This window comes from Mesorhizobium liriopis (assembly GCF_024053505.1).
Classification (GTDB): domain Bacteria; phylum Pseudomonadota; class Alphaproteobacteria; order Rhizobiales; family Rhizobiaceae; genus Mesorhizobium_B; species Mesorhizobium_B liriopis.
Genome location: NZ_JAMXQS010000003.1, coordinates 384,123 through 408,072, shown reverse-complemented (window position 1 = coordinate 408,072; position 23,950 = coordinate 384,123). Strand labels below are relative to the sequence as shown.

Here is a 23,950-nt window from a genome sequence, read left to right as displayed (position 1 = left end):
GATGGTGCGATAGCCCTCCTAACGCACGATCGTAACGCTATAAAACACTCTTGATATTTGGAACGATCCAAATTATGAGGCGCAGAATCTGGAGGAGTGTGGCTGATGACGACCTTGGTCCTGCCGGGCGCCGATGGCTCGATGCAACCCTATACGCTCGTGGGGCAACCGCTCGTTCGGCCCGCGACCCCGCCGCGTTTCAACCGCATCGCCTATGCTGCGGCTCATGTGGTGTCCGATCCTCTGCGCGACGTGGCGCCTTGGGATCGCCCCGCCATCGACTGGGACGCGACCCTGCGCTTTCGTCACCATCTTTGGGGTCTCGGTTTCAAGATCGCCGAGGCGATGGATACCGCGCAGCGTGGCATGGGGCTCGATTGGGCGGGCGCGCAGGAGCTGATCCGCCGCTCGCTTGCCGAGGCCCGCGCGGTGGAAGGTGCCGATCTCGCCTGCGGAGCCGGCACCGACCAGCTGGCCCCCGCCGATGCGCGCTCGCTCGACGATGTCATCCGCGCCTATGAGGAGCAGGTGGGTTTCGTGGAAGGCGAGGGCGGCCGTGCCGTGATGATGGCTAGCCGCGCGCTTGCCCGGGTTGCCCGCTCGGGCAACGATTATCGCACCGTCTATGGCCGTATCCTGTCACAGGCCAAGGAAAAGGTGGTGCTTCACTGGCTGGGCGAGGCCTTCGACCGCCAGCTCGCCGGCTATTGGGGGTCGAGCGAGTTCGAGCCTGCGCTCGAAACCGTGCTCGGCATCATCGAGGATAATCGCGACAAGGTCGAAGGCATCAAGATCTCGCTCCTGGATGACCGCCTCGAGATCGCGCTGCGCGACCGCCTGCCCGAAGGTGTGCTCTGCTTCACCGGCGACGACTTCAACTATGCGCCGCTGATAGAGGGCGACGGCGCGCGCCACAGCCATGCGCTGCTGGGTATCTTCGATGCCGTGGCGCCCGCCGCCTCGCTCGGGCTTTCGTGTCTCGCGGAAGGTGACGGGGAGGGATTCCGTGCCGCGATCGAACCGACCGTGCCGCTTTCGCGCAAGATCTTCGAGGCGCCGACCCAGTACTACAAGGCTGGCGTCGTCTTCCTCGCGTGGCTCAACGGCCACCAGAACCACTTTTCCATGCCTGCCGGCCTGCAATCGGCGCGGGGCATTCTGCACTATGTCGACGTGTTCCGCTTCGCGGACCAAGCCGATGTACTGGACGATCCCGATCTCGCTGTCATGCGTATGCGAACTTTGCTGGCAATGAACGGGCTGGGCTGAGCTCTCGAACGGGAGCATAATGGCGACGAGTCGATTAGAATAAATCATTGAGTCTGATTTATTCATTGTCGGGATATGCGGCCCGTTTGTGGTGCGAGTAGCCTAACAAATGAGCAGTTGAAAAATTCGCCTAATTTCTGGCTTGACGCTCAAGCCCCGATCACTATCATCGTCGGCAAATAGGCCCACGGCCACAGGCATTCGCGCCCTGCATTCCGCATCTCGCTCTGCGGAATGCAGGGCGTTTTCGTTTCGGGATCGGCATTTGCGTCAGCGCATTCCCATCGGCGTCCTTTATTCGCGCGACTGCGATTACCACATCCTGTCGCGCGCCGCGGAAACCGGCGCGTTGGCGGGCATCGCGGCGGTCAATGCGGATGGTCGGCGTGGGCTCGAATTCGCGGCTGTTTCCCAAGATCCCGGCGGCAAGGCGGAAGCCTATGGCGCGGGTGCCGCCGCGATGCTGCGTCATGGCGAACTTCGCCATATCGTGGGCTGCGTCACCTCCTCCTCACGCAAGGAAGTGATCCCCGTGCTCGAGCGGCAGGGCGCCATGCTCTGGTATGCGGCACCCTATGAGGGCTTCGAAGCCAATGAGCATGTGGTCTATACCCATGCCTGCCCCAACCAGCATCTCGTGCCGCTTCTGGCTTACGTGCTGCCGCGTTGGGGCGCGGATGTTTTTCTTCTGGGCTCGAATTATGTCTGGGGCTGGGAACTCAACCGCGCGGCGCGTGAGCTGGTGGGCGATGCCGGCGGGCGCGTGCTCGGCGAACGCTACCTGGCGTTGGGTGATACCGATGTCGCACGCCTGATCGGCGAGATCCGCGCGACCCGGCCCGCCTTCATCCTCAACAATCTGATCGGCGAATCCTCCTACGCCTTTCTCAAGGCCTTCCAGGCGCTGGGGCTGGAAGATGACGCGTTTCTCTCTGCGAACTGTCCGGTGCTCAGCTGCGACCTGATGGAACCCGAACTTGCAGCCCTCGATGGCGCGGGCGAGGGGCATCTGGTGGTCGGACCCTATTTCGCCAGTGGCGAGGGGGCGGCCTCCTCCATGGAGGCCGCGGCCCATGCTTCCGTGCTGATCCTCGCCGATCTGATCGAGGCGGCCGGCACGGACGATCCCACGATGCTCCGCCCGCTTCTCGAAAGCCGTTCCTTCCCCACGCCCTTGGGCGCGCTCACGATCGATCCCCAGACCCAGCATACGCATCTGCCCGTGCTGGTCGGCCGGATCGAGGGCGCGCGGTTCAGGCCTGTCTGGCAGAGCGAAACGGCCCTTCGCCCCGATCCCTATCTCTCGCGCTACGACCCGCGCCTCATGCGCAGCGCGCCGGCCTTGAGAATCGTGTCATGAGGCGCGGCGTCGGCATTCCCCAACTCGGCGGCGCGAAGGCGCTGGTGCTGCATCGCACTCACGCCGATGCGTCTGCGCTTTTGCGTCAGCTTGCGGCGATCGGCCTCGACGCGCAAGCGGTCTGGCCCGAACTGTCGGCGGATGCTGTGCTGGCCGACTATGTCTTCTTCGACGCCGATAGCGGCTTCGACGGTCAGATGCCTTGGGCGACCGGCGAAGCGCCGATGCCGCTGATCGCGCTGATCGGCACCGAAGCGCCGGGCCGCGTGGAATGGGCGCTGAGGCAACGCGCCGACGCGCATCTCGTGAAGCCGCTCGGCAATGCCGGCATCTACGCCGCCCTTCTGATCGCGCGCCAGCGTTTCGACGAGCGCCAAGCGATGATCCGCGAGATCGCCAGCCTGCGCGCGCAGGTGTCCGAGCGCCGCACCGTGATCCAGGCCATGCTGCGGCTGACCGAGGCCGGCAAATCCGAAGCCGAGGCCTTCGACCACCTGCGCCGCCTCGCCATGGATAAGCGCATCACCGTCGAGGAAGCCGCCGCAGCACTCCTCGCCGCACCTGCACTCAAAGCACAGAACAAGCGCGCATGAGCGAGCCCATCGCCTTCGACATGACGACGGCCGTCGCCGCGCCGCCTGTTCCGCCCGGCGCATGGCGTCGGCTCTTCAAGCGGCCCCTTGCGGTGATCGGCCTTACGATCATTGTCGTCGCCGTGCTGGGCGCGGCCCTGGCGCCATGGATCGCGCCCTTCGACCCCAACGAGCAGTTCTTCGACGGGTTGTCGCTCGAAGGCGCGCCGCTGCCACCCAACGCCACCTACTGGCTCGGCACCGATCTGCTCGGCCGCGATCTTCTCTCGCGTATCCTTTACGGCGCGCGCACCTCGCTCGTCATCGGCATCGTGGCGAACGGCGCCGCTCTTCTGATCGGCACGCTGGTCGGCGTCACGGCCGGCTACTTCAAGGGTTTCATTGGCGGCGTCCTGATGCGCTTCACCGATCTGATGATGGCGTTTCCCGCGCTCCTGCTCGCCATCTGTCTGGCGGCAATCCTGTCGCCCAGTCTCTGGATCGTGGCGCTCGTGATCGCACTCGTGAACTGGGTGCAGGTGGCGCGCGTGATCTACACCGAAACCAGCGCGCTGTCCGAGCGCGAATTCATCGCGGCCGAAAGGACGCTTGGCGCCTCGGGCCCGCGCATCCTGTTCCGCCATATCCTGCCGCACCTTCTGTCCACCGTGATCGTGTGGGGCACGCTCGGCATCTCGACCACGGTGCTGCTCGAGGCCACTTTGTCCTATCTCGGCGTCGGCGTTCAGCCGCCCATGGCGTCCTGGGGCAACATCATCTTCGAGAACCAGACCTATTTTCAGGCGGCCCCCTGGCTGGTCTTCTTTCCCGGCATCGCCATCCTGCTTCTGGCGCTCGCCTTCAATCTCGTGGGCGACGCGCTGCGCGATGTGCTCGATCCGACCGAGCGGGGACGCGACTGATGGCGCTTTATCTTCTTCGCCGTCTCGTCCAGGCAGCCCTCATCCTGCTCGGCGTGTCCGTCATCACCTTCGCGCTGCTCTACCTTCTGCCCGCCGATCCGGTGCGTCAGATCGCGGGCCGCTCGGCGACCGTGCAGACGGTGGAAAACATCCGCCGCCAGCTCGGTCTCGACCAGCCCTTTCTCGTCCAGTACGGGCGCTACCTCCTCAACCTTCTCCAGGGCGATCTCGGCCGCTCCTACCTTCAGCGCTCGGAGGTCGCGGAACTGATCGTGGCGCGCCTGCCGGCCACGCTTCTGCTGATGGCGGCAGGCATTCTGTGCGAACTCGTGATCGGCATCGCAATGGGTCTGTGGGCAGCCGTGCGGCGCGGTACGCCGACCGACCGCGCGCTGATGGTCTCGTCCTTTGTCGGCGTCTCCGCGCCGCAATTCGTGGTCGGCCTGCTTCTCCTCTACGTGTTCGGCGTGCGCCTCGGCTGGCTTCCGATCTCGGGTTACGGCACGGCGGCACATCTGGTGCTGCCCGCGCTGACCCTCGGCCTGCTCGGTGCCGGCTGGTATGCCCGCATGGTGCGCTCGTCGATGATCGACGTGCTGCGCCAGGATTATATCCGCACCGCCCGCGCCAAGGGCTTGAAGGGCTCGACGGTGCTGTTCCGCCACGCGCTGCCCAACGCGATCCTGCCGATCGTCGCCATGATCGGCATCGATATCGGCATCTTCATGAGTGGCGTGGTTGTGGTCGAAAGCGTGTTCGGCTGGCCCGGCATCGGCCAGCTCGCCTGGCAGGCCATCCAGCGCGTCGATATCCCCATCATCATGGGCGTCACGCTCGTTTCCGCCCTTGCGATCGTTCTCGGCAACCTTTTGGCCGACCTGATCGCCCCCTTCATCGACCCGCGCATCAAGCTGCGGTGAGAACCACCAAACAAGAAAAGAGAGGAACATCGGAATGAACCAATTTCTTCGAACTACCGTCGCCGGTGCGGCGCTCGCGCTCGGCCTGGGGCTCGGCCTCCCTGCCTTCGCGCAGGACGCGCCGAAAGCGGGCGGTGCCATCACCATCACCTACAAGGACGACGTGGCGACGCTCGACCCGGCCATCGGCTATGACTGGCAGAACTGGTCGATGATCAAGAGCCTGTTCGACGCGCTCATGGACTACGAGCCCGGCACGACGAACCTGAAGCCCGACTTGGCCGAATCCTATGAAATCTCGCCCGATGGCAAGGTCTTCACCTTCAAGCTGCGCGACGGCGTGAAATTCCACAATGGCCGCGCCATGACGGCGGAAGACGTGAAATACACGCTCGACCGTGTGACCAACCCCGAAACCCAGTCGCCGGGAGCGGGCTTCTTCGGCTCCATCGCAGGCTATGAGGACATGGCCTCGGGCAAGGTGAAGAGCCTCTCGGGCGTGACGGTACCCGATCCCAAGACCGTGCGCATCGAACTGTCCCGGCCCGACGCGACCTTCCTTCACGTGATGGCGCTCAACTTCGCCCATATCGTGCCCAAGGAAGAGGTCGAGAAGTACGGCGCCGACTTCGGCAAGCATCCCGTCGGCACCGGCGCCTTCAAGCTCGCCGAATGGACGCTCGGCCAGCGTCTCGTTTTCGAGAAGAATGCGGACTACTGGAACAAGGGTGTGCCGTTCCTCGACCAGATCACCTTCGAGATCGGGCAGGAACCGATCGTGGCACTCCTGCGCCTGCAGAAGGGCGAGGTCGATATTCCGGGCGACGGCATTCCGCCGGCGAAGTTCCAGGAAGTGATGAAGGACCCCGAGCAGAAGGCGCGCGTGGTCGAGGGTGGACAACTCCACACCGGCTACATCACCATGAACGTGAAGATGGCGCCCTTCGACGATGTGAAGGTGCGCCAAGCCGTCAACATGGCGATCAACAAGGATCGCATCGTCCAGATCATCAACGGCCGCGCCGTGCCCGCCAACCAGCCTTTGCCGCCATCCATGCCCGGCTATGTGAAGAACCTGGAGGGCTACAAGTATGATCCCGAGGCGGCGAAGAAGCTTCTCGCCGAGGCGGGCCATGCGGACGGGTTCGAGACCGAGCTCTTCGTGATGAACACCGATCCGCAGCCGCGTATCGCCCAGGCGATCCAGCAGGATCTGGCGGCCATCGGCATCAAGGCGTCGATCCGTTCGCTCGCTCAGGCCAACGTCATCGAGGCCGGCGGCATGGAAAACGGTGCGGCCATGATCTGGTCGGGCGGCATGGGCTGGATCGCCGACTTCCCCGATCCCTCCAACTTCTACGGTCCGATCCTGGGCTGTGCCGGTGCGGTGCAGGGCGGCTGGAACTGGTCGTGGTACTGCAACGAGGCGCTCGATAAGCGCGCGGCGGAAGCCGACGCCATCGTCGATCCGGCCAAGGCCGAGGAGCGCTTCGCGGCCTGGGGCGCGATCTATTCCGACATCATGAAGGACGCCCCCTGGGTGCCGGTCTTCAACGAGCAGCGCTTCACCATGAAGAGCGCCCGCATGGTGGGTGCCGACAACCTCTTCGTCGATCCCGTCCATATCCCGATCAACTACGATTTCGTGTCGGTCAACGATGTGCAGTAATTGCGACTACACCATTCACGGACGCCACTTCCATTATGGCTGGGACAACACCAATGTCCCTGCCGAGCGGGTGGCGCCGGGCTCGACGATCTTCTTCGAGTGCCATGATTCCTCCGGCGGTCAATTGACCGCCGGCTCCACCGTGGAAGACGTTTCCACGCTCGATTTCGGCAAGATCAATCCGGTCACCGGGCCGATCTATGTCGAGGGCGCGGAGCCGGGCGATGCGCTGAAGGTGACAATCGAGGAGTTCAAGCCCTCGGGCTTCGGCTGGACGGCGAACATTCCGGGCTTCGGCCTCCTCGCCGACCAGTTCAAGGACCCGGCACTCACGCTCTGGAAATACGATCCCGAAACGCTCGAGCCCTCCGCCTTCGGCACCCATGGCCGCGTGCCGCTGAAACCCTTCGCCGGCACGATCGGCGTGGCACCGGCGGAAATGGGGCACCATTCGGTGGTGCCGCCGCGCCGGGTCGGCGGCAATCTCGACATCCGCGATCTGGCGGCGGGCACCACGCTTTATCTGCCGGTCGAGGTGGCGGGCGCGTTGTTCTCCGTGGGCGACACGCATGCCGCCCAAGGCGATGGCGAGGTTTGCGGCACGGCCATCGAAAGCCCGATGAACGTGGTGCTCAAGCTCGACCTCGTGAAGGATGCGCGTCTGAAGATGCCGCGCTTCACGACGCCCGGCCCCGTCACGCGCCATCTCGACATCAAGGGTTACGAGGTCACGACCGGCATCGGCACGGACCTGATGGAAGGCGCGCGGGCGGCCGTGACCGACATGGTCGAGCTTCTGGCGTCCCGCTACAATCTCAATCCGGTCGACGCCTATATGCTGGTCTCCACCTGCGGCGATCTTCGCATTTCCGAGATCGTCGACATGCCCAATTGGGTGGTGTCCTTCTACTTCCCGCGCTGCGTGTTCGAGTGATGCCAGGTCCTGATGGGGCGGGAACCGCCCCTGTTCTGTCCGTATCGAACCTCACGGTCACGGTCGGCGGCACGGCGCATCCGCGCGCCGTGGTGTCCGGCCTGTCCTTCGATCTGAGGCGGGGCGAGACGCTTTGTTTGGCGGGCGAATCCGGATCGGGCAAGTCGATCACCTCGCTCGCCATCATGGGCCTGTTGCCGAAGCCCGCGACGCGGCTGGCTTCGGGCACGATCCGGCTCGGCGACACCGAGCTGACGGCACTGCCCGAACGCGCTTTGCGCAAGATCCGCGGCGACCGCATCGCAATGATCTTCCAGGAGCCGATGACCTCGCTCAACCCGGTGCTTTCGGTCGGCCGCCAGCTGACCGAGACCATCCTCAACCACCGCGACGTGTCGGCCCGCGAGGCCGAGCGCATGGCGGTGGAGGCGCTGGATGCCGTGCGCATCCCGCGCGCCGGCGAACGCATGAAAAGCTTTCCGCACGAGATGTCGGGCGGCCAGCGCCAGCGCGTGATGATCGCGATGGCCCTGGCGCTGCGCCCCGATGTTCTGATCGCCGATGAGCCGACCACGGCGCTCGACGTGACCGTGCAGGCGCAGGTGCTCGACCTATTGCGCGACCTGCAGAAGGATTTCGGCACGGCCGTGCTTCTGATCACGCACGACATGGGCGTGGTCGCCGAGATGGGCAATCGCGTGGTCGTCATGCGACACGGCCGAAAGGTGGAGGAGGGCGAAACGAAAGCCTTCTTCCAGGCGCAGCAGACGCCGTATGCGCACGAGCTTCTGGCCGCCGTGCCGCGCATCGGCTCGGGTCCGGGGCGGCAGGCCGTGCGGGCTTTCGAGAAGCCTCTGGCACTCGAAGTGAACGGCTTGGAGGTGCGCTATCCCGGCAAGGGCGGCGTGCTCTGGGGCAAGGGGATGCCTGTTCACGCGGTCAAGGGGGTGTCCTTCAATATCGCGTCGGGTGAGACGTTGAGCCTCGTCGGCGAGTCCGGTTGCGGCAAGTCGACCACAGCCCGCGCACTGGTGGGCTTGGCACCCTATTCGGGCGATGTGGTCTTGGGCGGGCGCAATCTGGGCGGGCGCGACGCTGCCGGGACGAAGCAGGCCAAGCGCGATCTCGCCATGGTCTTCCAGGACCCTTACGCCTCGCTCGACCCGCGCATGACGGCTGGCGATCTGGTGCGTGAGCCGCTCGACATTCACGGCATCGGCACGAAGAGCGAGCGCCGCGAGCGGGTCGTCGAACTCTTCGAGCGCGTCGGCCTTTCCCCTGACGCGCCGGGCCGCTATCCGCACGAGTTCTCGGGCGGCCAGCGCCAGCGCCTGGCCATCGCGCGTGCGCTGGCGCTGCGTCCCAAGGTGATCGTGGCGGATGAAAGCGTGTCGGCGCTCGACGTGTCGGTGCAGGCGCGTGTGCTCGACCTGCTCCGCACGCTGCAAAGCGAGTTCGGCATCGCCTATCTCTTCATCAGCCACGACATGGCGGTGGTGGAGAATATTTCGGACCGCGTGGCGGTGATGTTCGATGGCCGCATCTTGGAAACGGCGAGCCGCGACCAGCTTTTCAGCAACCCCCGCCACCCTTACACGCAACGCCTGATCGAGGCGGTGCCGGTGCCCGATCCCACCCGACAGCGCGAGCGGCGAACGCTGGTGCCGGTGCTGGCCGCACAAGGGGCGGCACCTCTGGTCGAGGTCGAACCGGGTCACTGGGTGGCCACGGTTCACTAAAACGGCGCCAGACCCTTCGAGGGGCGAAGGGCTGGCGTTTCGCGCCTCTCAGTCCGGCCAGGTGTTGACGGCGCGGCGCTTGCGGCGCGCGGCGAAGTCGGACGCAATTACCGTGTTCGAGCGGCGGGCGGTTTCGAGTTCTTCCCGCAGCCGGCCCGCGACGATCTCGGCCTGTCCGGGATGCAGGTTGCAGGGATCGAGATAGAAGTAGCCGTGCTCGACCTCGTGGTCGCGGACGATGATTGGCTGGGTGTCGTGGCGCGCGAGCTGGTCAGCTAGGTCCCAGGCGGTGATATGGGCGGCGTCGGCCGCGACCCAGACCTTGAGACGGTCGAGCGGGTTGTTGGTCGGATCGGGATCGATGACCGGATTGACGCCCTCGAAGGGCTCGAGCGTTTCCTGCCAGAGGTCGAGCGCTGCTTGCTCGCGAGTGCGGATGCCGGCATGGTCGCGGCGTTCCCAAGCCTCGAGCGCTGCGATCGTGCCAACGATGCCTTCCTTGCCGACCTTCATGCCGCGGCCGATGCCGCTGTTCTGCAGGTAGGCCGCGCGCACGAGATCCTTTCGGCCCGCCACGATGCCGCCAGTGGGACCGCCCAAGAACTTATGCGAGGAGTAGAGCGCGAGGTCCCCGCCTGCTGCCAGAAACCCGCGCAGGTCGTATTCGGAGGCAGCATCCACGATCACCGGTACGCCCTTGGAATGCGCGACCTCGGCGAATTCGGCGAGCGGCATCTGGCCGTACTGCACCGTGTGATGCGAGACGACATAGACGGCGGCCGCCGTGCGCTCGTTGATCGCGCCTGCGAGCTGGTAGGCCTCGGCACTCGTCGCCTGGCCTACGGGCACGACCTTCGCACCCGCCAGCCTGATGCCCTGCTCGACCGGCGCGCCATAGCCGACCATATGGCCGGACTGGATCACCACCTCATCGCGCGGAAGCCGTGAGGTGTCGGGCAGGCGCTCGATGGCCGCGCGGTCGTCGCCCGTCATGGTGCCGGCGACCGACAACGTGATGGCGGCGGCGCAGGATGCAGTCACGAAACCCGCTTCGCCCCCCGTGAGCCGTGCGATGGTGCGGCTCGCATGCTTCTGCAGGTCGTTGATCTCGATGAATTGCGGCAGGGCCGCCGTCACCGCCGCGACCGCTTCGGGCACCACAATCGAGGCGCCCAGCGAGGTCATCGTGCCCGACACGTTGATCACCGGGCGCAGGCCCATCTTCAGGCGGATGTCGTCGGTCATGAGTGGAAATCCTTTTTGGCCGCAGCGGTTTCTTCACCGCGCGCGGATGGGTATGGTTCTCTGCCAAGAGAAGTCTTCAAGGAAACGAGCGGATCATGAGCGGAGCCCATCTCGCCCGACAGGCGAGCAACTTGGCGAGCGACCCGGTTGCAGCGGAAGACGCGCCCGCACGGCGCTCGCGCGTGAGCGGCATCGACCGGATGCTGCAGATCATGGATCAGCTGCGCGACACCGGCCGCCCCGCGACGGCTTACGAGCTGGCGCAGACCGTCGGCGCGCCGCTTTCGACGATCTACACGATCGTGGAGGATCTGGTCGAAAAGCAGTTGCTGGTGCGCGCCGGGAACGGGGCGGTCTGGCTGGGGCCTCGCCTCTACCATTATGGGCTTGCCTATGAGCAGAGCCTCGACCTGCTTTCCATCGCCAAGGAGGAGATGATCGACCTCAACCGCGAACTCGGCGAGACCATCCAGATCTGCGGGCGCGACGGGGACATGATGGTGGTGCTCGCGATGGCCGAGGGGCGCGACCATTTCCAGGTCACCTCGCGCGTCGGCTCGCGCATTCCGCTCAACTGGGTGGCCTCGGGCCGGCTTCTGGTCGGGCACCTGAACGAGGCGGAGCGGATCGAGCTGTTCCGCCGTTGCGCGAAGGCCTCGCCCACGGGCCGCGCGGAACTTAATGCGGAAACGCTCGCCGCGCAGTCGGCGCAGGCGCTTCACGAGCGGCTTTCGATCCAGGCGGGCGAGTCCGCCTATTCGGTGGCCTGCGTGGCCGCTCCCATCCTCGATCGGGCGCAGGCTTGTGCCGCCACCGTCTCCGTGGTGCTGCCGGAGTTTAAAGTCGCCGAGGCGCGCGAGCGCTATGCGGATGCCGTGCGCTCTTCCGCACGGCGCATCGAAGCAAGGCTCGGCTGGAAGTAGTCTCATTCAATCAATTGCCACGATGGCTTCGATCTCGACCGTGATGCGGCCGGGAAGCGACCCGAAGCCGACGGCCGAGCGGGCATGGCGGCCCTTGTCGCCGAACACTTCGACCAGGAGGTCGGAGCAGCCATTGATGACGGCGGGGTGGTCGGCGAAATCGGGCTCAGCGTTGACCATGCCGAGCAGCTTCACCACGCGCCGCACGCGGGTAAGATCGCCCAGCGCCTCCTGCATCACGGCCAGGAGGTTGATGCCCGTCAGCCTTGCATGGGCGTAGGCCTCTTCCACGGAAACGTCCGCGCCGACCTTGCCCCGATGCATCCGCCCATCCGCCTCGCGCGGGCCTTGTCCGGAGAGGTATAGCAATCTGTCCTCGAAGACGTGCGTCACGAAATTCGCCACCGGCGGGGGCGAGGCGGGAAGCGTGATGCCGAGCGAGGCCAAACGATCGGCGGGCGTTTCGGCTTCGAGAACATCGGATGAAAGTTCGGACACGGACAATGAATAACTCCTGGTAGGCGTGTAGAAGGGCTGGCACTCTCAAAGCTCGCCCGAAGTGGCTAGCTCGTCCTTGCGGACGCAGGCCACGAAATGATCGAGACCGACCGCCTCGTCGGGCGGGCGGTTCTCGGCGCAGATCGGCGCGGCGTAGGGGCAGCGCGTGCGGAAGACGCAACCCGAGGGCGGGTCGAGCGGGCTCGGAATGTCGCCCTTGAGAATGATGCGCTCGCGCTTGACGGTCGGGTCGGGAATGGGCGCGGTCGCCAGGAGCGCCTTGGTGTAGGGATGGCGCGGGCGGCTGTACACCTGCGCGCTCGGGCCGCGCTCCATGATGCGGCCGAGATACATGACCACCACCTCGTCGCAGAGATATTCCACCACCGACAGGTCGTGGGCGACGAAAAGCATGGTTAGCCCGAATTCCTTTTGCAGTTCCTGCATCAGGTTGAGGATCTGCGCTTGCACGGAAACATCGAGCGCGGAGACCGGCTCGTCGGCCACGATCAGCTCGGGCTCGACGGCCAAGGCGCGCGCGATGCCGATGCGTTGGCGCTGGCCGCCGGAGAATTCATGCGGAAAGCGTTTCGCGTGCTCGGGCGAAAGGCCGACGCGGGTCAGGAGTTCGGCGATGCGGGGCGCGCGGGCGGACCCCTTGGCGAGCCCATGCGTGTCGAGCGCTTCCGCCAGGATCGCCCCGACCCGCATGCGCGGGTTGAGGCTCGAATAGGGATCCTGGAAGATGATCTGCAATCGCCGACGATAGGCCCGCATCTCGCGGGGCGAAAGGGTCAGCAAATCTTTGTCCTCGAAGCGCGCCTCGCCGCCCGTGGGTTCCACCAGCCGCAGGATCGAGCGGCCGAGCGTGGTCTTGCCCGAGCCCGACTCGCCCACGAGGCCGACGATGGTGCCGCGCCGCACTTCGAACGAAACGCCGTCCACCGCGCGCACCGTGCCGTGCGACAGCGGGAAGTAGGTTTCGAGGTTCTTCACTGAGAGCAGCGGAGCCTCGGAACTGGTGTGTGCGAGGGTGCTCATAGGAGTTCGTGCCTGAAGCAGCGGCTGAGATGGGATGCGCCGACAGAAAAGAGCGGCGGCACGGCTCCGGTGCAACCGGGCACTGCGTAAGTGCAGCGCGGCGCATAGGTGCAGCCAGGGGGGAGGGCTGTGATCGGTGGCACGCTGCCAGGGATTGGGCGCAAGGGAAGGCGCACGCCATTCGGGTCCACATCGCGCGCGGCGTTTGGCGTGCAGGCGAGGAGCCCTTCCGTATAGGGGTGCTTCGGACGGGCGAAGAGGTCGACCACCGGTGCCTGCTCGACCACGCGGCCGGCATACATCACCACCACCTCGCGCGCGATCTCCGCCACCACGCCGAGATTGTGGGTGATGAAGAGGATGCTCATCCCCATCTCGCTTTGGAGGCGGCGCAAAAGGTCCAGGATCTGCGCTTGGATGGTCACGTCGAGTGCCGTGGTCGGCTCGTCGGCAATCAGCAGCGACGGTTTGTTGGCAAGTGCCAGTGCGATCATCACGCGCTGGCGCATGCCGCCCGACATATGGTGCGGGTAGTCGTTGACGCGCCGCCGGGCTGCCGGAATCTCGACCAGTTCGAGCATCTCGGCCGCCCGGTCGAGGGCCGCGCGGTAAGAAATCTTCTCGTGCAGTGTGATCATCTCGGCGATCTGGTCGCCCACGGTGAAGAGCGGGTTGAGGCTCGTCATCGGCTCCTGGAAAATCATGGCGATCTCCGTGCCGCGCAGGCGCTTCATCTCCTTGGCTGATGCCTGCGCCAGATCCCGCACCGTGCCCTGGCGGTTGCGGTAGAGGATTTCGCCGCCCACGATCCGGCCGGGATGCGCGAGAAGTCCCATGATCGACAGGCTCGTCACCGACTTGCCCGACCCCGACTCGCCCACGACCGCGACCGTTTCGCCGCGCTTCAGATCGAAGGTCACGCCATCGACCGATTTAGCGACCTCGGAACGGGACACGAAATGCGTCTGGAGGTTGCGCACCGAAAGCAGTGTGTCGGGGGCGAGCGCATCACGCATCAGTTATGCGCTCCGCAGGTGCAGACCACTGCCGTGCCTTCCTTCGGCATGTGGCGCGCGGCACGAACGGCGTTGCTTCCCATCACGGCCCAACGCGGCTCGAACATCTCTTTGAGCGTCGCGGTCGCCCCTTGCGAGTCACGCACCTTGAGGTCGCTGCCCACGAGGTCGAACACGGTGAGTTCGGCCTTAGTGCCGATGCCGAGCAGGTTCTCGGTCTTGAGGCCGACCGCCGACATGGGCGCTGTCGTGGAAGCGGTCACCACCGCCTCGAACGGCATGCCGACCGAGAGGAGCTTGGACATGGTAGTCGCCATGTCCCAGACCGGGCCGTTCAGCGAATGGCCGTGCAGGTCGGTCGAGATCGAGAACGGCATCAGCCCGCGCTCGATGGCCACTTCCGCCACCTTGAACGAGAACGACGCGCCGCCATGGCCGACATCGAGGCGGATGCCCTGATCGGCGCATTTGCTGACGAGATCCCACAGATCCTCATCCTCGATGATCGAGCCGCCCGCCTTGCCGTTGAAGCAGTGGGTGATGATGTCGCCGGGGCGGAGCAGTTCGAGGATCTCGTCGTAGGTGGGTGGCGGCTCGCCGACATGGATCATCATCGGCAGCTTGAGGATCTTGGCGACCTTCTTGGCGACCTTCACCGGCGTGATGCCCCAGGAGCCGAGGATCACATGGCTCGCGCGGCACTTGATGCCGACGATCAGGTCGCGATTGGCTTCCGCCACGGCGAGCGTGCGGTCGATGTCGATCGAGCGGATGTCGATCAGTTCGCTCACGCGGTTGCAGGCGACGAGGCCGATGGAGCCGATATTGAGAAAGGCCAGGATGCGCTCGGGCGCGGGCTCTATGATGTATTCGCGAAAGCCGTGGAAGGTGGCCTCGCCGGCCGAGCCCGCATCGACGATGGTGGTCACGCCGCGCTCGAGGCCGGCATGGCGCGGCTTGATCGAGATATCCGTGCCGCCATGCCAGACATGGGCGTGAAGGTCGGTCCAGCCGGGCGAGACATAGCCGCCCCCGCCGTCGATGACTTGCGCGCCAGGGCTCGCAATCAGCGAGGGGCCGACCTGCTTGATGAGACCATCAGTGCCGACGAGGATGTCGGTGGCGGCCTGTGGCGCGGTGTTCGGAGTGAAGCCGACAGGGCGCACATTGCGGATGAGTATGGGGGATGGGGCCAAGGCTCAGATATCCTTGCTTAGGCGGGGGTCGAGGAGGTCACGCAAGCCGTCGCCCACGAGTTGCAGCGAAAGAACGGCGCAGACGATGGCGAGGCCGGGAAAGAACATGATCCAGCTCGCCTGATCGAGATATTGGCGGCCTTGCGCGATCATGGTGCCCCAGGTCGGCACGCTGGGCGAAACGCCGACGCCGAGGAATGACAGTCCGGCTTCGGCCAGCATGGCGGAAGCGAAGATGAAGGTGCTCTGCACGAGGATGGGCGAGAGCAGGTTGCGCAGCACGTGGCGCACCATGATGCGCGGCGTCGAGACACCGAGCGCACGCGCCGCTTCCACATAAGGCAGCTCGCGGATCACGAGCGTCGAGGCGCGCACGATGCGGGCAAGGCGCGGGGCATAGACGATGCCGAGGGCTGCGATGACGTTGACGACCGAGGGCCCAAGGGCGGCAACGAGCGCGATCGCGAGCAGGATATCGGGGAAGGCCATCATCGCGTCGATCAGGCGAGCGACCGGTGTGTCGAGGCGGCGAAAGAAGCCGGCGAGGAGGCCGAGCGTCACGCCGATCACGCAGGATACGACCACGACCGAGAAGCCGACCAGCAGCGACAACCGGCCGGCGACCGCAAGGCGGGTCAGGACGTCGCGCCCAAAATCGTCCGTGCCGAGCCAGTGTTCGGGCGAGGGCGGTTTGAGGCGGCTCGCGAGCGAGAGCTTGGACGCCGCATAGGGCGAAAGCATCGGCCCGAAAAGCGCGAGCAGAAGGATCAGCAGGAGCACGGCCAGTCCGATCACCACGGGCTTGCGCCGCAGCAGGCTGCGCAGGAACTGGCTTCGGCCGCTGGCGGGCATTGCCGCTGTCATGGTCGCCGCCATCAGTAGCGCACCCGCGGATCGACGAGGATGTAGAGCATGTCGATCAGGAAATTGATAAGAACGTAAAGGCCGGCGACCACCAGAAGCGCGCCTTGGATGACCGGATAGTCGCGGCGCAGAACGGCATTCACCACCAGATTGCCGACGCCGGGCAGCGAGAACACGGTTTCTGTCACCACCGCGCCCGAGATCAGGAGGGCTGCGGTCAAGCCGATAATGGTGAGGATCGGGATCATCGCGTTCTTGAGCGCATGGCGCAGGATCACGCGCGCCTCGCCCATGCCCTTGGAGCGGGCGGTGCGCACGTAATCGTCGTTGAGCACGTCGAGCATGGAAGCGCGGGTGAAGCGGATGATGAGGGCGGACGACACGATGCCGAGCGCAAAGGCCGGCAGCACCAGATGGCCGAGCCGCGTGGCGAAGCTGGCGCCGGGGCCGCCATAGCCGGATGTCGGAAACCAGCCGAGCTTCACCGCGAAGAACTGGATCATCAACAGGCCCAGCCAGAAGCTCGGAATGCTGGCGGCGAGCATCGCCACCGTGGTCGCCGACTGGTCGAAGGCCGAGCCGCGCCTATAGGCCGAATAGATGCCGATGGGCAGCGCGATGGCGACCGCGATGCCGAGCGAGAAGAGGGTCAGGAAGAAGGTCGGTTCGGCGCGGTCGGCCAGCGCGCGCAGGACCGGCTGGCCCAGGAAAATTGATTGCCCGAAATCACCGCGCACAACGTCGGCCAAGTACTGAAAATACTGGACGAGAAGCGGCCGGTCGAGGCCGAGCTGGGTGCGCAGCGCTGCGATATCGGCCGATGTCGCGTCGGGACCGAGCATGACAGCCGCCGGATCGCCGGGCGTGATGCGCACGATCACGAATACGATCGTGACCACGAGCAGCATGACGACGAGCATGCCGAGAAGGCGATGGGATATGGTTCTGATCATGGCTTGGCCGGGCTCGGGGAGCGATGCCGCAAGGGTGTTGCGGCATCCTCTCTGGCTGGGTGAGCGTCGCGCTTACTTCGCGAGATACGCGTTCCAGAAATAGGGCCAGGGGGCCGGCGTCACGCCCTGCAGCTTGGGCGACTTGGCGGCGACCGCGTTGAAGTCGCCGACCTTGAAGGCGGGCACTTCGTCATAGAACACCTTCTGCACCGCGCCGAAGAGTTCGGCGCGCTTGGCCGGATCGGACTCGGCGTTGAACGCCTTGAGCGCCGCGGTCTTGGCTTCGCTCACCCACCAGCCGGGCGAGGTGTCCTGCATCACGCCGATCAATGACGGCTCGGGCAGGAAGGGCGAGTGGCTGATGAAGATGTCCCAGGCCTTCGGGTCCTGGCGTCGCTGGGTGAGTGTCGCCCAGTCCACCACGTCGAGCTTCACCTGGAAGCCCGCGAGCTTGAGATATTCGGCGGCGACCTCCGCCATCTTGTAGTGGAACTCGTATTGGCGGCTCGTCAGGATGCGCAAGGGCGTGGTGCCGTCATAGCCGGCTTCGGAAAGGGCCGTCGCAGCCTTTTCCGGGTCGCCCTGGCCGTATGCCTCGACGCCTTCCTTGTTGTTCCAGGCATAGCCTTCCGGGTAAAGGGAGCCATCGACCGCGTAGAAGTCGCTGGTGCCGAAGCCCGCGATCAGAAGGTCTTCCGGGTTGAGAGCGGTCAGCACCGCACGGCGCTTGGCGACGTCCGACAGCAGGCCTTCCTTGGTGTTCATCACGAAGACCGGCCAGCCGAAGGGCTTGAGCGTCACGGCTTCCGTCTTGTCGCCCGTCAGGCGGCCGACCGACTCCACGGGGATCGAATCCGCGTAGGCGAACTGGCCCGCGACGGCACCCTCGACGCGGGTGTTGGGGTCCGGCACCGGCACGAAGCGGATCTCGTCGAGATACTGGTGGCGCGCGCCGCCATAGAAATCGGAGGCATCCTCGCGCCCCTTGTAGGCGTCGAAGCGGGCGAGCTGGATATACTGGTCGGGCTTGCGCTCCTTCAGCATATAGGGACCGGTGCCGACCGGCTTTTCCATGGGCACGGCCATGTTTTCCGACGGCAGGACAACGGCTGCGGAGTTGTTGAAGGCGAGCAGCGACAGGAGCGGCGCGTAGGGTTCCTTCAGCGTGATGCGGATCGTCTGCGCGTCGGGCGCCTCGATCGAGGCGATGTTCGCCGCCGCCTGCTGGCCGCGCGAGGCGACCTTCTGCCAGCGCTGCAGCGAAGCGAGCACGTCTGCCGAATCCATCGCCGAGCCGTCATGGAAGGTCACGCCCTGGCGGAGCTTGATCGTGTAGACGCGGCCCTCATCCGAAATCTCGGGCATGGCTTCGGCCAGAAGCGGCACGACTTTCCAGTCGGTCCCGAAGGTGAATAGCGTTTCGAAGATGTTCTGGGACACGATGCCGACGAGATCGGCCGTGGAGGCCATCGGGTCGAGCGTCGGCGGCTCGCCGATCGTTGCCACATCGATCACGCCACCGCGTTGCGGCTCCTGCGCGTAAGCGGCCGCGGTGGAGAGTGCCGCTGCCGCAGCCAGAGTGATCGCCTTGTGCCAGTGCTTCATCGAACTTCCCCTATATCATTATTATGAAATAACTTCCTTTATTTGAATTTAGGGGTGAATTTCGCGTTCGGTCAACCGGAAAAATGACGGGCATCAGAAGACCGTCCAATCACCGTCGGCTGCAAATTTTGGTTGTGGCTCGATCAACAAGCAACTTGACGTGCACCAAAACCTTCGCGACAAATCGCTCTGATGTCAGACCAATTTGCAGGCTACACGTCGAACTTGCTTCCGTCACTGCCCGCCGCCGATCGCGGCAAGCAGGTGATGGAGGCGTTGACGGGCTTCATCGAGCGCGCGGCGCTCAAAAGCGGTGACCGCTTGCCGGCCGAGCGCGAACTGATGGCCTCGCTCGGCGTCGGGCGCTCCACCATCCGTGAGGCGATGGGCCGGCTCGAAGCGCTGGGTGTCACGCAGACCCGGAAAGGCAGCGGCACCTATCTCCTGCGCCCGATTTCCACCGCGACCATCCATGTGCCGCTGACGCTGGACGCCGCCAGCCAGCGCGACGCGCTTCTGCAGACGCTGGAAGTGCGGCGCGGGATCGAGGTCGAGGCCAGCCGCGTGGCGAGCCGGCGTCGCACCGAGGCGGACTTGTCCCATATCGAGGAAAAGCTCGACATCATGGAAGGTGTGCACCTTGAGAAGGGCAGCTCCGGCCCCGAGGATCTGGCCTTCCATCTCGCCGTCTATGACGCCACCCACAACCCGCTCTTCCGCCAGCTGCTCGAACAGATGCGCGATGCCTTCGAGCGGTTCTGGACGAATCCGTTCGACCGGCACGATTTCGCGCGGCGCTCCTTTCCGTTTCACCGCAAGCTGTTCGACGCCATTCGCGCGGGCGACCCGGACGATGCCGCGCACCAGACGTTGGAAATCCTTCAAGTCGTCGAAGAGGACATCGTGGAGATGGCGCGTTGAGTGAAGCATTCTTCGAGGAAGCCGCGCTGATCGCGGCGCATGATGAGGCGAACGGTTACGAGGCCGTGGTGCCGCCCATCGTGCAGACCTCGCTTTTTACTTTCGGCTCCTATGACGAGATGCTGTCCGCCTATCGCGGCGAGATCGTCCGGCCGATCTACACGCGCGGCCTCAACCCGACCGTGCGGCACTTCGAGACCATGCTGGCAGCCCTCGAAGGTGCGGATGACGCGATCGGCTTCGCCAGCGGCATGTCGGCGATCTCTTCGACCGTCCTGAGCTTCGTCCAGCCCGGCGACCGTATCGTCGCCGTCCGCCACGTCTATCCCGACGCTTTCCGCCTGTTCGGCACACTGCTCAAGCGCATGAATGTGGCGGTCGATTATGTCGATGGCCGCGACGAGGAAGCGGTGGCGAAAGCGCTGCCGGGTGCGAAGCTCTTCTACATGGAAAGCCCGACCAGCTGGGTCATGGAAGCCCATGATGTCGGAGCGTTAGCCAACCTCGCGCGCGCCCATGGTGCCATCAGCGTCATCGACAACAGTTGGGCGAGCCCGGTCTTCCAGCGGCCCTTGAGCCTCGGCGTCGATCTCGTGCTGCATTCGGCCTCGAAATATCTCGGCGGCCACAGCGATGTGGTGGCGGGCGTGGTGGCGGGCTCGCGCGAGCTCATCGCGCGTATCCGGGGCGAGGCCTACCCTTACCTCGGCGGCAAGCTCTCGCCCTTCGATGCCTGGCTTCTCGTGCGCGGGCTGCGCACGCTGCCCGTTCGCATGAAGGCGCATCAGGACGCCGCACTTTCCATCGCCAAGCGCCTGCAGGATCATCCGCTGGTGGAGGAGGTCTGCCATCCGGGCCTCGCAAACCGCCTGCCGCCCGGCCTGCTTGGCACCTCCGGTCTTTTCTCCTTCATCCTGCGCGATGGTGTCGATCCGCGCCGCTTCGCCGACACGCTCCGGCTCTGCAAGCTCGGCGTATCCTGGGGCGGGCACGAGAGCCTGATCGTGCCGGGCGCGGTCGTGCTCGCGCAGAAGGCACAACCCAATTCCGCGGAAGCGTTCGGCATCCATCCGCGGTCGGTCCGTCTCCATGTCGGCCTCGAAGGCACCGAGGCCCTGTGGAGCGACCTCGAAGCGGCGTTCACTGCCGCTTCAACGAACTAACCAACGAAAACCAAGGGGAACGAAACATGAAGAAACTGATCACCGCAGCCTTGGCGCTGACGCTCATGACGGGCACGGCCATGGCGGACACCACGCTCAAGCTGGTCGAGGTCATCACCAGCCCCGAGCGCACGGAAACACTGAAAGGCATCGTCGCCAAGTTCGAGGAAGCGAATCCCGGCACCAAGGTCGAGATCATCTCGCTGCCCTGGGGCGAGGCGTTCCAGAAATTCGCGACCATGGTGTCCGCCGGCGAGCTGCCCGACGTCATGGAGATGCCCGACACCTGGCTTTCGCTCTACGCCAATAACGGCCTGCTCGAGAGCCTCGAACCCTATCTCGCCAAGTGGGAACACACGGCCGGCCTGACCGACCGGGCGCTGGAGCTTGGCCGCGACGTCAACAAGACCGCCTATATGCTGCCCTACGGCTTCTACCTGCGGGCCATGTTCTACAACAAGAAGCTCTTCCAGGAGGCGGGTGTCTCCGAACCGCCGAAGACCATGGACGAGTTCATGGCGGCGTCCGAGAAGATCTCCAAGCTGCCCGGCAAATACGGCTACTGCCTGCGCGGCGGCCCCGGCGGCCTGAATGGCTGGATGATGTTCGGCGCTTCCATGGCCGGCTCCAACAAGTTCTTCAATGAGGACGGCACCTCGACGCTGAACAGCGAGGGCTGGGTGAAGGGTCTTTCCTGGACGGTCGATCTCTACAAGAAGGGCTATGCGCCCAAGGACAGCGTGAACTGGGGCTTCAACGAGGTCGTCGCCGGCTTCTACACCGGCACCTGCGCCATGCTCGACCAGGACCCGGACGCACTGATCGCGGTGGCCGAGCGCATGAAATCCGAGGATTACGGCATCACCACCATGCCCAAGGGGCCGGATGGCAAGACCTTCCCGACCATCGGCTTCGCCGGCTGGTCGATGATGGCGGCGAGCGAGAACAAGGACCTTTCCTGGAAGCTGATCGAGACGCTGGAAGGGCCCGAGGGCAACATCGCCTGGAACAAGCGTACCGGCGCACTGCCCGTCCACAAGTCGGCCGAGAAAGACCCGTTCTACGCGACGGAACAGTTCAAGGGCTGGTTCGCGGAGCTCGAGGACAAGGACGCCGTGCCGACCGTGATGCCGACCTATCTTGAGGAATTCGCCTTCTTCAAGGACTCGCTCGCCATCAAGACCAGCCAACAGGCGCTGCTCGGCGACATCTCGCCCGAGGAACTCGGCAACCAGTGGGCCGACTACCTGACCAAGGCCCAGCAGAAGCATCTGGCCAACCAGAAATAAGTTCCGAGACGGCCCGCTGCGCTTTTGCGTGTGGCGGGCCCCTCGCGCATTCTCTCGAAAACTTCGAAGGCTTTGGATGGCGATCGCTGACGCCCTTTCCACGATGCCCGGTACGCGCCGGTCGCTGCGCGACCGTGTGGCGCTGCGGCTCGAACCCTATCTCTACACCGCCCCCGCGCTGATCCTGATCGCGGCCGTGATGCTGGTGCCGCTGGTGCTCGGCCTCTCTTACGCCTTCCGCGACATTCAGCTTCTCAACCCGTTTTCGGGCGGTTTCGTCGGGCTGGAGCACTTTCGTACGCTGTGGGGCGACGCCAACTTCTTCCGCGCGTTGCGCAACACGCTGTGGTGGACGGGCGCTTCCGTCTTTCTGCAATTCGCGCTGGGCCTGATCCTGGCGCTTCTGCTCGACCGTCCCTTTGCCGGGCGCGGCTTGGTCCAGGCGCTGGTCTTCCTGCCTTGGGCCGTGCCGACCTTCCTGACGGGCCTCAACTGGGCCTGGATGTTCAATCCGGTGATCGGCCCGCTGCCGCACTGGCTTTACGCGCTGGGTATTCTGGACGCGCCCAACAACATCCTGTCCGATCCCTCGCTCGCCATGTGGGGACCGATCGCCGCCAATGTCTGGTGGGGCGTGCCCTTCTTTGCGATCACGCTTCTGGCTGCGTTGCAGGCAATTCCGCGCGACCTTTACGAGGCAGCTGCCATTGACGGGGCAGGGGCGTTCCGCCGTTTCTCGACTATCACGCTTCCTTTCTTGGCACCCACCATCGCCATCACCATCCTCCTGCGCACGGTCTGGATCGCGAATTTCGCCGACCTGATCGTGGTGATGACCAATGGCGGTCCCGCCGACCGCACGCAGATCGTGGCGAGCTACATCTTCACCCAAGCCTTCAAGGCGCTCGACTTCGGCTATGCCTCGGCCATCGCGGTGGTGCTCCTGGTGCTTCTGATGATCTATTCCATGCTGATCGTGCTTTTGCGCCAGACCTTGCTGGAAAGGGGCTGAACCCATGCGCGTAAGCTTTCTCGGCACGGTCTTCCACCGCCTCGCGATTCTCGCCTACCTCCTCTTCGCGCTCTTTCCGCTGTTCTGGCTGGTGAAGGTCTCGGTCACGCCCAACGACCTGCTCTACTCCGAGGGCATCCGGCTCTGGCCCTCGCGCACGAGCTTCGAGCATTTCCGCTTCGTGCTCGAAAACAGCGCCTTCCCGCTTTTCTTCCGCAACAGCCTGATCGTGGCGACGAGCACGGCCGTGATCGTCACGGTGCTCGCGAGCCTCGCCGGCTATGCCTTCTCGCGCTTCGCGTTCCGGGGGCGTGCGTGGCTGGTTGCGCTCATGCTGCTGACGCAGATGTTTCCGCTGGTGATGCTGGTGGCCCCCATCTTCAAGATGCTGACCCCGCTCGGGCTGACCAACAGCCTCACCGGCCTCGTCATCGTCTACACGGCCTTCAACGTGCCCTTCGCGACCTTCCTGATGCAGTCCTTTTTCGACGGCATTCCGAAGGAGCTGGAGGAAGCGGCCAAGATCGATGGCGCCACGCAGTTCATGGCCTTCCGCCAGATCATCCTGCCGCTCACCCTGCCCGGCATCGCGGCGACGCTTGGCTTCGTCTTCACGGCCGCCTGGAGCGAGTTGCTCTTCGCGCTGATGCTGATCTCGGGCAACGCGGCGGCGACCTTCCCCGTGGGGCTTTTGAGCTTCGTCTCGAAGTTCTCCGTCGATTTTGGGCAGATGATGGCGGCGGGCGTGCTCGCGCTCATCCCGGCCTGTCTCTTCTTCCTTCTCATCCAGCGCTATCTCGTCCAGGGCCTCACGGCCGGCGCGGTCAAAGGCTGAACG

General features: G+C 65.0%; 22 protein-coding genes. 14 read left to right on the top strand and 8 right to left on the bottom strand.

The features are described 5' to 3' along the window. The first annotated feature begins 105 nt into the window (after positions 1 to 105). From NGM99_RS07600 to NGM99_RS07565, 8 genes are all read left to right on the top strand, one after another. Positions 106 to 1,269 (top strand): dihydrodipicolinate synthase family protein, encoded by a 1,164-nt coding sequence (locus NGM99_RS07600; RefSeq protein WP_252817652.1) that lies wholly within the window; start codon positions 106 to 108, stop codon positions 1,267 to 1,269. A gap of 265 nt (positions 1,270 to 1,534) precedes the next feature. Beyond that, on the top strand, positions 1,535 to 2,629 hold the full coding sequence (locus NGM99_RS07595) for a transporter substrate-binding protein (protein WP_252817651.1): 1,095 nt from the start codon (positions 1,535 to 1,537) through the stop codon (positions 2,627 to 2,629). After that, on the top strand, positions 2,626 to 3,222 hold the full coding sequence (locus NGM99_RS07590; RefSeq protein ID WP_252817650.1) for an ANTAR domain-containing response regulator: 597 nt from the start codon (positions 2,626 to 2,628) through the stop codon (positions 3,220 to 3,222). The genes NGM99_RS07595 and NGM99_RS07590 overlap by 4 nt, the downstream gene beginning before the upstream one ends. Next, positions 3,219 to 4,124: an ABC transporter permease gene (locus NGM99_RS07585; RefSeq protein WP_252817649.1), complete on the top strand. Its 906-nt coding sequence runs from the start codon at positions 3,219 to 3,221 to the stop codon at positions 4,122 to 4,124. The genes NGM99_RS07590 and NGM99_RS07585 overlap by 4 nt, the downstream gene beginning before the upstream one ends. Next, complete coding sequence (locus tag NGM99_RS07580) at positions 4,124 to 5,044, top strand: ABC transporter permease (RefSeq protein ID WP_252817648.1); 921 nt, start codon at positions 4,124 to 4,126, stop codon at positions 5,042 to 5,044. The genes NGM99_RS07585 and NGM99_RS07580 overlap by 1 nt, the downstream gene beginning before the upstream one ends. A 34-nt stretch (positions 5,045 to 5,078) precedes the next feature. Then, positions 5,079 to 6,713, top strand: coding sequence for an ABC transporter substrate-binding protein (locus tag NGM99_RS07575; protein ID WP_252817647.1), 1,635 nt, complete (start codon positions 5,079 to 5,081; stop codon positions 6,711 to 6,713). Further along, positions 6,703 to 7,647 (top strand): acetamidase/formamidase family protein, encoded by a 945-nt coding sequence (locus tag NGM99_RS07570; RefSeq protein ID WP_252817644.1) that lies wholly within the window; start codon positions 6,703 to 6,705, stop codon positions 7,645 to 7,647. The genes NGM99_RS07575 and NGM99_RS07570 overlap by 11 nt, the downstream gene beginning before the upstream one ends. Beyond that, the gene (locus NGM99_RS07565) at positions 7,647 to 9,386 is read left to right on the top strand and encodes an ABC transporter ATP-binding protein (RefSeq protein WP_252817642.1); all 1,740 of its coding nucleotides are present in this window, start codon (positions 7,647 to 7,649) and stop codon (positions 9,384 to 9,386) included. Before NGM99_RS07570 ends, NGM99_RS07565 begins: the two co-directional genes overlap by 1 nt. A gap of 48 nt (positions 9,387 to 9,434) precedes the next feature. On the opposite strand, the gene NGM99_RS07560 is transcribed toward NGM99_RS07565, so the two are convergent. Continuing rightward, the gene (locus NGM99_RS07560) at positions 9,435 to 10,631 is read right to left on the bottom strand and encodes an aminotransferase class V-fold PLP-dependent enzyme (protein ID WP_252817640.1); all 1,197 of its coding nucleotides are present in this window, start codon (positions 10,629 to 10,631) and stop codon (positions 9,435 to 9,437) included. Between the two features lie 200 nt (positions 10,632 to 10,831). On the opposite strand from NGM99_RS07560, the gene NGM99_RS07555 reads away from it, so the two are divergent. Further along, the gene (locus tag NGM99_RS07555; RefSeq protein ID WP_252817804.1) at positions 10,832 to 11,554 is read left to right on the top strand and encodes an IclR family transcriptional regulator; all 723 of its coding nucleotides are present in this window, start codon (positions 10,832 to 10,834) and stop codon (positions 11,552 to 11,554) included. A 6-nt stretch (positions 11,555 to 11,560) separates the two neighbouring features. Here NGM99_RS07555 and NGM99_RS07550 read toward each other — a convergent pair whose 3' ends face one another. The 7 genes from NGM99_RS07550 to NGM99_RS07520 form a co-directional block, all read right to left on the bottom strand. Further along, on the bottom strand, positions 11,561 to 12,058 hold the full coding sequence (locus NGM99_RS07550; RefSeq protein WP_289852375.1) for a RidA family protein: 498 nt from the start codon (positions 12,056 to 12,058) through the stop codon (positions 11,561 to 11,563). A 39-nt stretch (positions 12,059 to 12,097) separates the two neighbouring features. Continuing rightward, entirely contained in the window at positions 12,098 to 13,093 is a 996-nt protein-coding gene (locus NGM99_RS07545; protein WP_252817638.1) for an ABC transporter ATP-binding protein, read from the bottom strand. Further along, complete coding sequence (locus NGM99_RS07540) at positions 13,090 to 14,109, bottom strand: ABC transporter ATP-binding protein (RefSeq protein ID WP_252817637.1); 1,020 nt, start codon at positions 14,107 to 14,109, stop codon at positions 13,090 to 13,092. Before NGM99_RS07540 ends, NGM99_RS07545 begins: the two co-directional genes overlap by 4 nt. Continuing rightward, complete coding sequence (locus tag NGM99_RS07535) at positions 14,109 to 15,305, bottom strand: amidohydrolase/deacetylase family metallohydrolase (RefSeq protein WP_252817635.1); 1,197 nt, start codon at positions 15,303 to 15,305, stop codon at positions 14,109 to 14,111. The genes NGM99_RS07540 and NGM99_RS07535 overlap by 1 nt, the downstream gene beginning before the upstream one ends. A 3-nt stretch (positions 15,306 to 15,308) precedes the next feature. Further along, positions 15,309 to 16,169 (bottom strand): ABC transporter permease, encoded by an 861-nt coding sequence (locus NGM99_RS07530; RefSeq protein ID WP_252817634.1) that lies wholly within the window; start codon positions 16,167 to 16,169, stop codon positions 15,309 to 15,311. 11 nt (positions 16,170 to 16,180) lie between these two features. Next, positions 16,181 to 17,122: an ABC transporter permease gene (locus NGM99_RS07525; RefSeq protein WP_252817632.1), complete on the bottom strand. Its 942-nt coding sequence runs from the start codon at positions 17,120 to 17,122 to the stop codon at positions 16,181 to 16,183. Positions 17,123 to 17,194: 72 nt separating this feature from the next. Beyond that, a complete protein-coding gene (locus NGM99_RS07520; protein ID WP_252817630.1) occupies positions 17,195 to 18,727 on the bottom strand; it encodes an ABC transporter substrate-binding protein in 1,533 nt (510 codons plus the stop codon). Positions 18,728 to 18,919: 192 nt separating this feature from the next. Here NGM99_RS07520 and NGM99_RS07515 point away from each other — a divergent pair, with 192 nt between their 5' ends. The 5 genes from NGM99_RS07515 (at position 18,920) to NGM99_RS07495 (ending at position 23,947) form a co-directional block, all read left to right on the top strand. Next, positions 18,920 to 19,648 (top strand): FadR/GntR family transcriptional regulator, encoded by a 729-nt coding sequence (locus NGM99_RS07515; protein ID WP_252817628.1) that lies wholly within the window; start codon positions 18,920 to 18,922, stop codon positions 19,646 to 19,648. Beyond that, positions 19,645 to 20,811, top strand: a complete 1,167-nt coding sequence (locus NGM99_RS07510) for a PLP-dependent transferase (protein WP_252817626.1) — start codon at positions 19,645 to 19,647, stop codon at positions 20,809 to 20,811. Before NGM99_RS07515 ends, NGM99_RS07510 begins: the two co-directional genes overlap by 4 nt. Positions 20,812 to 20,837: 26 nt before the next feature. After that, a complete protein-coding gene (locus tag NGM99_RS07505; protein WP_252817624.1) occupies positions 20,838 to 22,100 on the top strand; it encodes an ABC transporter substrate-binding protein in 1,263 nt (420 codons plus the stop codon). Between the two features lie 76 nt (positions 22,101 to 22,176). Next, positions 22,177 to 23,112, top strand: coding sequence for a carbohydrate ABC transporter permease (locus NGM99_RS07500; protein WP_435371404.1), 936 nt, complete (start codon positions 22,177 to 22,179; stop codon positions 23,110 to 23,112). Between the two features lie 4 nt (positions 23,113 to 23,116). After that, on the top strand, positions 23,117 to 23,947 hold the full coding sequence (locus NGM99_RS07495; RefSeq protein ID WP_252817622.1) for a carbohydrate ABC transporter permease: 831 nt from the start codon (positions 23,117 to 23,119) through the stop codon (positions 23,945 to 23,947). Positions 23,948 to 23,950: the final 3 nt, after the last annotated feature.

Excerpts from the sequence above, each read along its gene's own strand:
- NGM99_RS07520 (WP_252817630.1), bottom strand. The coding sequence starts at position 18,727 with ATGAAGCACTGGCACAAGGCGATCACTCTGGCTGCGGCAGCGGCACTC.
- NGM99_RS07560 (WP_252817640.1), bottom strand. The coding sequence starts at position 10,631 with ATGACCGACGACATCCGCCTGAAGATGGGCCTGCGCCCGGTGATCAAC.
- NGM99_RS07575 (WP_252817647.1), top strand. The coding sequence starts at position 5,079 with ATGAACCAATTTCTTCGAACTACCGTCGCCGGTGCGGCGCTCGCGCTC.
- NGM99_RS07600 (WP_252817652.1), top strand. The coding sequence starts at position 106 with ATGACGACCTTGGTCCTGCCGGGCGCCGATGGCTCGATGCAACCCTAT.
- NGM99_RS07530 (WP_252817634.1), bottom strand. The coding sequence starts at position 16,169 with ATGACAGCGGCAATGCCCGCCAGCGGCCGAAGCCAGTTCCTGCGCAGC.
- NGM99_RS07500 (WP_435371404.1), top strand. The coding sequence starts at position 22,177 with ATGGCGATCGCTGACGCCCTTTCCACGATGCCCGGTACGCGCCGGTCG.
- NGM99_RS07590 (WP_252817650.1), top strand. The coding sequence starts at position 2,626 with ATGAGGCGCGGCGTCGGCATTCCCCAACTCGGCGGCGCGAAGGCGCTG.
- NGM99_RS07540 (WP_252817637.1), bottom strand. The coding sequence starts at position 14,109 with ATGCGTGATGCGCTCGCCCCCGACACACTGCTTTCGGTGCGCAACCTC.
- NGM99_RS07565 (WP_252817642.1), top strand. The coding sequence starts at position 7,647 with ATGCCAGGTCCTGATGGGGCGGGAACCGCCCCTGTTCTGTCCGTATCG.
- NGM99_RS07570 (WP_252817644.1), top strand. The coding sequence starts at position 6,703 with ATGTGCAGTAATTGCGACTACACCATTCACGGACGCCACTTCCATTAT.
- NGM99_RS07515 (WP_252817628.1), top strand. The coding sequence starts at position 18,920 with ATGTCAGACCAATTTGCAGGCTACACGTCGAACTTGCTTCCGTCACTG.
- NGM99_RS07585 (WP_252817649.1), top strand. The coding sequence starts at position 3,219 with ATGAGCGAGCCCATCGCCTTCGACATGACGACGGCCGTCGCCGCGCCG.
- NGM99_RS07525 (WP_252817632.1), bottom strand. The coding sequence starts at position 17,122 with ATGATCAGAACCATATCCCATCGCCTTCTCGGCATGCTCGTCGTCATG.
- NGM99_RS07545 (WP_252817638.1), bottom strand. The coding sequence starts at position 13,093 with ATGAGCACCCTCGCACACACCAGTTCCGAGGCTCCGCTGCTCTCAGTG.
- NGM99_RS07555 (WP_252817804.1), top strand. The coding sequence starts at position 10,832 with ATGCTGCAGATCATGGATCAGCTGCGCGACACCGGCCGCCCCGCGACG.
- NGM99_RS07505 (WP_252817624.1), top strand. The coding sequence starts at position 20,838 with ATGAAGAAACTGATCACCGCAGCCTTGGCGCTGACGCTCATGACGGGC.
- NGM99_RS07580 (WP_252817648.1), top strand. The coding sequence starts at position 4,124 with ATGGCGCTTTATCTTCTTCGCCGTCTCGTCCAGGCAGCCCTCATCCTG.
- NGM99_RS07495 (WP_252817622.1), top strand. The coding sequence starts at position 23,117 with ATGCGCGTAAGCTTTCTCGGCACGGTCTTCCACCGCCTCGCGATTCTC.